The organism is Streptomyces racemochromogenes (assembly GCF_044129415.1).
Taxonomy (GTDB): Bacteria; Actinomycetota; Actinomycetes; order Streptomycetales; family Streptomycetaceae; genus Streptomyces; species Streptomyces racemochromogenes_A.
Genome location: NZ_JBBDHD010000217.1, coordinates 1 through 7353, shown reverse-complemented (window position 1 = coordinate 7353; position 7353 = coordinate 1). Strand labels below are relative to the sequence as shown.

The following is a 7353-nucleotide window of genomic DNA, read 5'->3' as shown; positions in this document are numbered from 1 at the left end:
CCGATCATGTCGATCCCCAACGGCTCCAGCGCCGTCAGTGCCGCCCCGATCTCCGAACCCAACAGCATCGTGCCGGTGGTCTCGACGGTGACGGAGCAGATCAGCGGGACCGTGACGCCGAGGGCCTCCATGGCGCGGCGGGCGCCGATGATGGAGGACTTGGTCTGGAGGAGGTCCTGGGTGGTCTCGACGAGCAGGGCGTCCGCGCCGCCGGAGATCAGGCCCTCGGCGTTGACCTGGTAGGCGTCGCGGATCTGGGCGTAGGTGATGTGGCCGAGGGTGGGGAGCTTGGTGCCCGGGCCCATGGAGCCCAGGACCCAGCGCTGCTGCCCGGTGGAGGCGGTGAACTCGTCGGCGACCTGGCGGGCGATGCGGGCGCCGGCCTCGGAGAGCTCGAAGTTGCGTTCGGGGATGTCGTACTCGGCCAGGGCCGCGTAGTTCGCTCCGAAGGTGTTGGTCTCGACGCAGTCCACGCCCACCGCGAAATACGCCTCGTGCACCGAGCGCACGATGTCGGGGCGGGTGACGTTCAGGACCTCGTTGCAGCCTTCGAGCTGCTGGAAGTCTTCCAGGGTGGGGTCCTGGGCCTGGAGCATGGTTCCCATGGCTCCGTCGGCGACGACCACGCGGGTCGCGAGCGCCTCTCGGAGGGCATCGGCCCGGGTCTGGGTGTCTGCGGGCGGGTTCGGCAACGAGGCCATGGTTGAGCTCCCTGGGATGCGACGGCTGTCGGCTTTGCACCCCCGCTGTGTCAGGGGCGCACGCGGTCAGGGTAACCGCGCGGCACCCGCCCCGGTGAGGGCGTCCCACGTGGCGGACTGCATCCTGTGCGCGGGAGTCCCACGGAAGGGTGCCTGGTCGGCGGCACACCGGGTAAACCCCCAACCATGCACCAGGTCGGCATCGACCGATAGTGTTCGGCATGGTCGAACTACGTCAGCAGGAGGCTGCGCGATGGCACGGAACATCCAGTCGCTCGAACGAGCCGCTGCGATGCTGCGGCTCCTGGCCGGCGGGGAGCGCCGGCTGGGTCTGTCGGACGTGGCGTCCGCCCTGGGCCTGGCCAAGGGCACGGCGCACGGGATCCTGCGCACGCTGCAGGCCGAGGGCTTCGTGGAGCAGGACCCGGCCTCCGGGCGCTACCAGCTGGGCGCGGAGCTGCTGCGGCTGGGCAACAGCTACCTGGACGTGCACGAGCTGCGGGCCCGCGCGCTGGTGTGGACGGACGATCTGGCCCGGGCGAGCGGCGAGAGCGTGTACGTCGGGGTGCTGCACAAGAGCGGGGTGCTGATCATGCACCACGTCTTCCGGCCCGACGACAGCCGCCAGGTGCTGGAGGTGGGGGCCATGCAGCCGCTGCACTCCACGGCTCTGGGCAAGGTGCTGTCGGCCTACGACCCCGTGGCGCACACGGAGGCCCTGGACGGGGAGCGGGAGGCGTTCACGCCGCGCACGGTGACCGACGCGGCGGGCTTCGAGGAGATCCTGGACCTGACCCGGGCGCGCGGCTGGGCGGCGGACGTGGAGGAGACATGGGAGGGCATCGCCTCGGTGGCGGCGCCCATCCACGACCGGCGGCGGATGCCGGTCGGCGCGGTGGCCGTCGCGGGCGCCGTGGAGCGGGTCTGCGGGGAGTCCGGCGAGCCGCACCCGGCCCTGGTGGCCTCGGTCCGGGACTGCGCCAGGTCGGTTTCGCGCGACCTCGGAGCGGGCCGGTTCTGACCTTGACCCGGCCCCCCGGGCACCCTTTCGGCATCTCTTTGGTCCACCCCGTGGCCGCATCGCGCGCCATTCGGGTGGACCTCGTCGTTTCCGGACCGCCCGTTGGCCGAATTTGGGCGATCGTACCGAGTGGTAACGATCCGGTTCTTTGACCTGGTCAGGCCTTGACGGGTTCTGAACGCAGGCGGAAAACTGCCGTTCATCGGTCGGCATTGTCGAACACCTACCGGCAATACGCGTTAGGCTAGGGCGAGGCCATGGACCGGTGAAGCACTCACCGAGTGTGCGGACGACCGGAGGGACCCGGTGTCCGCCCACCCCTGGACGTAAGACAAAGGAGTCGCGGGTGTCCAGCTCCGACATCTTCATCGGCGAGACCATCGGTACCGCCCTGCTCACTCTGCTCGGCGGCGGCGTGTGCGCCGCCCTCACGCTCAAGAGCTCCAAGGCCCGCGGCGCGGGCTGGCTCGCGATCACCTTCGGGTGGGGCTTCGCCGTCCTGATCGCCGCCTACGTCTCCGCGCCGCTCTCCGGCGCGCACCTCAACCCGGCGGTCACCGTCGGCATAGCCGTGAAGACCGGCGAGTGGGGCGACGTCCCCGTCTACTTCGCCGGCCAGCTGCTCGGCGCCATGCTCGGCGCGGTCCTGATGTGGATCACCTACTACGGCCAGTTCGCCGCGCACCTGGCGGACCCGGAGAACATCAAGGACGCCAAGCTCGGCCCCGAGGACCCGCACCCGCACGACGTCGCCGGCCCGGTGCTCGGCATCTTCTCCACCGGCCCCGAGATCCGCAACGTGGTCCAGAACCTGGCCACGGAGATCATCGGCACCTTCGTCCTCGTCATCGCGATCCTCACCCAGGGTCTCCAGGACGACGGCAAGGGCCTCGGCGTCATCGGCGTCCTGATCACCTCCTTCGTCGTCGTCGGCATCGGCCTCTCGCTCGGCGGCCCGACCGGCTACGCCATCAACCCGGTCCGTGACCTCGGTCCCCGCATCGTCCACGCCCTGCTCCCGCTGCCCAACAAGGGCGGCTCGGACTGGGGGTACTCCTGGATCCCGGTGGTCGGCCCGCTCGTCGGCGCCGCGCTCGCCGGCGGTCTGTACAACATCGCGTTCGCCTGATCAGCTTCGGCCGCGTTCGTAAGATCCGCACCGCCCTCCTGATTCCGCCTACTCAACAGATCTGCCAGGAGCAGCCACCATGACCAGCAGCACCGGCCCCTTCATCGCCGCGATCGACCAGGGCACCACCTCCTCCCGCTGCATCGTCTTCGACCGCGACGGCCGCATCGTCGCCGTCGACCAGAAGGAGCACGAGCAGATCTTCCCGAAGCCGGGCTGGGTCGAGCACGACGCCACCGAGATCTGGACGAACGTCCAGGAGGTCGTCGCCGGCGCCATCGCCAAGGCCGAGATCACCGCCGCCGACGTCAAGGCCGTCGGCATCACCAACCAGCGCGAGACCACCGTCCTGTGGGACAAGAACACCGGCGAGCCGGTGCACAACGCGCTGGTCTGGCAGGACACCCGCACCGACGCCCTGTGCAAGGAGCTCGGACGCAACGTCGGCCAGGACCGCTTCCGCCGGGAGACCGGCCTGCCGCTGGCGAGCTACTTCGCCGGCCCGAAGGTCCGCTGGCTGCTCGACAACGTCGAGGGCCTGCGCGAGCGCGCCGAGGCCGGGGACATCCTCTTCGGCACCATGGACTCCTGGGTCATCTGGAACCTCACCGGTGGCGCCCAGGGCGGTGCGCACGTCACGGACGTCACCAACGCCTCGCGCACCATGCTGATGAACCTGCACACCCTGGCCTGGGACGAGAAGATCGCCGAGTCGATGGGCGTCCCGCTCAACGTGCTCCCCGAGATCAAGTCCTCCGCCGAGGTCTACGGCCACGTCAAGGACGGCGTCCTCGCCGGTGTCCCGGTCGCCTCGGCGCTCGGTGACCAGCAGGCCGCCCTGTTCGGCCAGACCTGCTTCGCCGAGGGCGAGGCCAAGTCCACGTACGGCACCGGCACGTTCATGCTGATGAACACCGGCGACAAGATCATCAACTCCTACAGCGGCCTGCTGACCACGGTCGGCTACCAGATCGGCGACCAGAAGCCGGTCTACGCCCTGGAGGGCTCCATCGCCGTCACCGGCTCGCTCGTCCAGTGGATGCGCGACCAGATGGGCCTGATCAAGTCCGCGGCCGAGATCGAGACCCTGGCCTCCTCCGTCGAGGACAACGGCGGTGCCTACTTCGTGCCGGCCTTCTCCGGCCTGTTCGCCCCGTACTGGCGCTCCGACGCCCGCGGTGTGATCGCCGGCCTGACCCGGTACGTCACCAAGGCGCACATCGCCCGTGCCGTCCTGGAGGCCACCGCCTGGCAGACCCGTGAGATCACCGACGCCATGACCAAGGACTCCGGCGTCGAGCTGGCGGCCCTCAAGGTCGACGGTGGTATGACCTCCAACAACCTGCTGATGCAGACGCTCTCGGACTTCCTGGACGCCCCCGTGGTCCGTCCGATGGTCGCCGAGACCACCTGCCTCGGCGCCGCCTACGCCGCCGGCCTGGCCGTCGGCTTCTGGCCCGACACCGACGCCCTGCGCGCCAACTGGCGCCGCGCGGCCGAGTGGACCCCGCGGATGCCCGCCGAGCAGCGGGACCGCGAGTACAAGAACTGGCTCAAGGCCGTCGAGCGGTCCATGGGCTGGATCGACGACGAAAACGCCAGCTGACCGCACCAGCTGTCGAATCGACGAGGAGCTGAAGAGACATGAGCACCCTGCAGAGCGTCCCCGCACTGGGCACGCACCCGACCGCCGGCTCGAACCCGAGCCGCGCCGAGACCCGTGAGCAGCTGGCGAAGGCCACGTACGACCTGCTGGTCATCGGCGGTGGAATCCTGGGCACCTCGGTGGCCTGGCACGCCGCGCAGTCGGGTCTGCGGGTCGCCATGGTGGACGCCGGCGACTTCGCCGGCGCCACCTCCTCCGCCTCCTCCAAGCTCGTCCACGGCGGTCTGCGCTACCTGCAGACCGGCGCGGTCAAGCTGGTGGCCGAGAACCACCACGAGCGGCGGGTGCTGGCCAAGGACGTGGCCCCGCACCTGGTCAACCCGCTCACGTTCTACCTGCCGGTCTACAAGGGCGGCCCGGTGGGTGCGGCCAAGCTGGGCGCGGGCGTCTTCGCCTACTCCGCCCTCTCGGCCTTCGGCGACGGCATGGGCAAGGTCATATCCCCGGCCCGTGCCGTCGCCGACAACCCCGGCCTGAAGACCGACAACCTCAAGGCCGTCGCCGTCTACTACGACCACCAGATGAACGACTCCCGCGTGGCCGTCATGACGGTCCGCGCGGCCGTCGAGTCGGGTGCGGTCGTCCTCAACCACGCCGAGGTCACGGGCCTGCGCATGACGCGCGGCCGGGTCTCGGGTGCCGAGCTCAAGGACCGCCTCGACGGCACCGAGTTCGGCGTCGACGCGCGCGTCGTGCTCAACGCCACCGGCCCGTGGGTGGACCACCTGCGGCGCATGGAAGACAAGCACGCCATGCCGTCGATCCGCCTCTCCAAGGGCGCGCACATCGTCATGAAGCGCAAGTCGCCGTGGAAGGCCGCCATGGCCACCCCGATCGACAAGTACCGCATCACCTTCGCCCTGCCGTGGGAGGACCAGCTCCTGCTCGGCACCACCGACGAGGTCTACGAGGGCGACCCGGCGGACGTGCGCGCCACCGAGGCCGACATCCAGCAGATCCTCGACGAGGCCGCCTTCTCGGTGAAGGACGCCGACCTCGACCGCTCCCTGATGACGTACGCCTTCGCCGGCCTGCGCGTGCTGCCCGGCGGCCCCGGCGGCGTGGAGAAGGCCAAGCGCGAGACGGTGGTCTCGGAGGGCGCGGGCGGCATGCTGTCGGTCGCCGGCGGCAAGTGGACCACGTACCGCCACATCGGCCGTGTGGTCATGGACAAGCTCGCCAAGCTCCCCGGCAGCCCGCTGACCGACGACATGGAGCCGGTGAAGTCCCTCGTGCGCCGCGTCCCGCTGCCCGGCGTCGCCAACCCGAACGCCGTCGCGCACCGCCTGCTCGTGGACCGCGAGCCCGGCGCCCGGATGGACCCGCTGACCGCCCGCCACCTGGCCTCGCACTACGGCTCGCTGGCCTTCGACATCGCCCGCCTGGCGAACGAGGACCCGGCGCTGGCCGAGCGCATCCACCCGGACGGCCCGGAGATCTGGGCGCAGGTCGCCTACGCCCGCGACCACGAGTGGGCCGAGACGGTCGACGACGTGCTGCGCCGTCGTACGACGGTGACCATCCGCGGTCTGGACGACGAGTCCGTCCGGGCCCGCGTCGAGGAGATGCTGGCCCGCAAGGCATAGCTCGTACGCAGGTGGGGAAGAGGGGCGGTTCCGAGGGGAACCGCCCCTCTCTCGTGGGCTGTGGCGGCCGACCCCACAAGGCTTAGGCTTTCCCACGTACACGAGGAACTTCGGAAGGAGACCTGGGTGATCGAGCTTGAGGGCGTGCCCGAGCTGATCGACCCGGTCATGGTGGCCGCGTTCGAGGGCTGGAACGACGCGGGTGACGCCGCCTCCGGTGCGGTGGCGCACCTGGACCGGGAGTGGAAGGGCGAGGTCTTCGCGGCGCTCGACGCCGAGGACTACTACGACTTCCAGGTCAACCGGCCGACGGTGTTCCTGGAGCACGGGGTCAGGAAGATCACCTGGCCGACGACGCGGCTGTCGGTGGTCCGGATCGGCGGCGCGAAGCCGCGCGACCTGGTGCTGGTGCGGGGCATCGAACCGTCCATGCGGTGGCGGTCGTTCTGCAACGAGCTGCTCGGCTTCGCGCACGAGCTGGGCGTGGAGATGGTCGTCATCCTCGGCGCGCTCCTCGGGGACACCCCGCACACCCGGCCGGTGCCGGTCAGCGGGGTGACGTCGGACCCGGACCTGGCGCGGACCCTGGACCTGGAGGAGACCAAGTACGAGGGCCCGACGGGGATCGTGGGCGTGCTCCAGGAGGCCTGTACGCACGCGGGCGTGCCGGCGGTGTCGCTGTGGGCCGCGGTGCCGCACTACGTGTCGCAGCCGCCGAACCCGAAGGCGACGCTGGCACTGCTGAACCGGCTGGAGGACCTGGTCGACATCAGGATCCCGCTCGGGGAACTGCCGGAGGACGCGCGGGCGTGGCAGCTGGGGGTGGACCAACTGGCCGCCGAGGACAGCGAGGTGGCGGAGTACGTCCAGACGCTGGAGGAGGCGCGGGACACGGCCGATCTGCCGGAGGCGTCGGGGGACGCGATCGCGCGGGAGTTCGAGCGGTACCTGAGGCGGCGGGATCCTTCGGCGTCCGCCGAGCCGGGTGACGGGTCGTACCTGCGGGACACCTCCGGGGGGCCGCGCGCCCCGAAGCGCAAGCCGGACCTCTCCGCGGAGGAGCCTCCGGCCGCTCCGCCCGAGGAGTCGGGGGACGAGTCCCCCGAGGCCTAGCGGTCCGGTTCGGGCGGGCCGGGGTACGGGCTTCCGCTGCGCGGGGCCGGTCCCCTACCCGCCCTTCACCGTTCTCTGGGGCTCCGCCCCAGACCCCGCGCCTCAAACGCCGGCGGGGCTGTTGACAGCCCCGCCGG

6 protein-coding genes are annotated in these 7353 nt (G+C 70.7%); 5 read left to right on the top strand and 1 reads right to left on the bottom strand.

What is annotated here, in order from left to right:
* A partial coding sequence (locus tag WDV06_RS35540; RefSeq protein ID WP_395513947.1) for a homocysteine S-methyltransferase family protein occupies nucleotides 1-701 on the bottom strand: 701 nt, incomplete at its 3' end.
* Between the two features lie 253 nt (nucleotides 702-954).
* On the opposite strand from WDV06_RS35540, the gene WDV06_RS35535 reads away from it, so the two are divergent.
* The 5 genes from WDV06_RS35535 to WDV06_RS35515 all read left to right on the top strand — a co-directional run bounded on the left by WDV06_RS35535 (nucleotide 955) and on the right by WDV06_RS35515 (nucleotide 7216).
* Nucleotides 955-1722 carry an IclR family transcriptional regulator gene (locus WDV06_RS35535; RefSeq protein WP_395513946.1) on the top strand — a complete coding sequence of 256 codons (768 nt, stop codon included), beginning with the start codon at nucleotides 955-957 and terminating at the stop codon, nucleotides 1720-1722.
* Between the two features lie 346 nt (nucleotides 1723-2068).
* Nucleotides 2069-2851 (top strand): MIP/aquaporin family protein, encoded by a 783-nt coding sequence (locus WDV06_RS35530; protein WP_395513945.1) that lies wholly within the window; start codon nucleotides 2069-2071, stop codon nucleotides 2849-2851.
* Nucleotides 2852-2930: 79 nt separating this feature from the next.
* A complete protein-coding gene (glpK, locus tag WDV06_RS35525; protein ID WP_395513944.1) occupies nucleotides 2931-4457 on the top strand; it encodes a glycerol kinase GlpK in 1527 nt (508 codons plus the stop codon).
* 38 nt (nucleotides 4458-4495) lie between these two features.
* Nucleotides 4496-6103, top strand: coding sequence for a glycerol-3-phosphate dehydrogenase/oxidase (locus tag WDV06_RS35520; protein WP_395513943.1), 1608 nt, complete (start codon nucleotides 4496-4498; stop codon nucleotides 6101-6103).
* A 126-nt stretch (nucleotides 6104-6229) separates the two neighbouring features.
* Complete coding sequence (locus WDV06_RS35515; protein ID WP_395513942.1) at nucleotides 6230-7216, top strand: PAC2 family protein; 987 nt, start codon at nucleotides 6230-6232, stop codon at nucleotides 7214-7216.
* Nucleotides 7217-7353 lie beyond the last annotated feature (137 nt).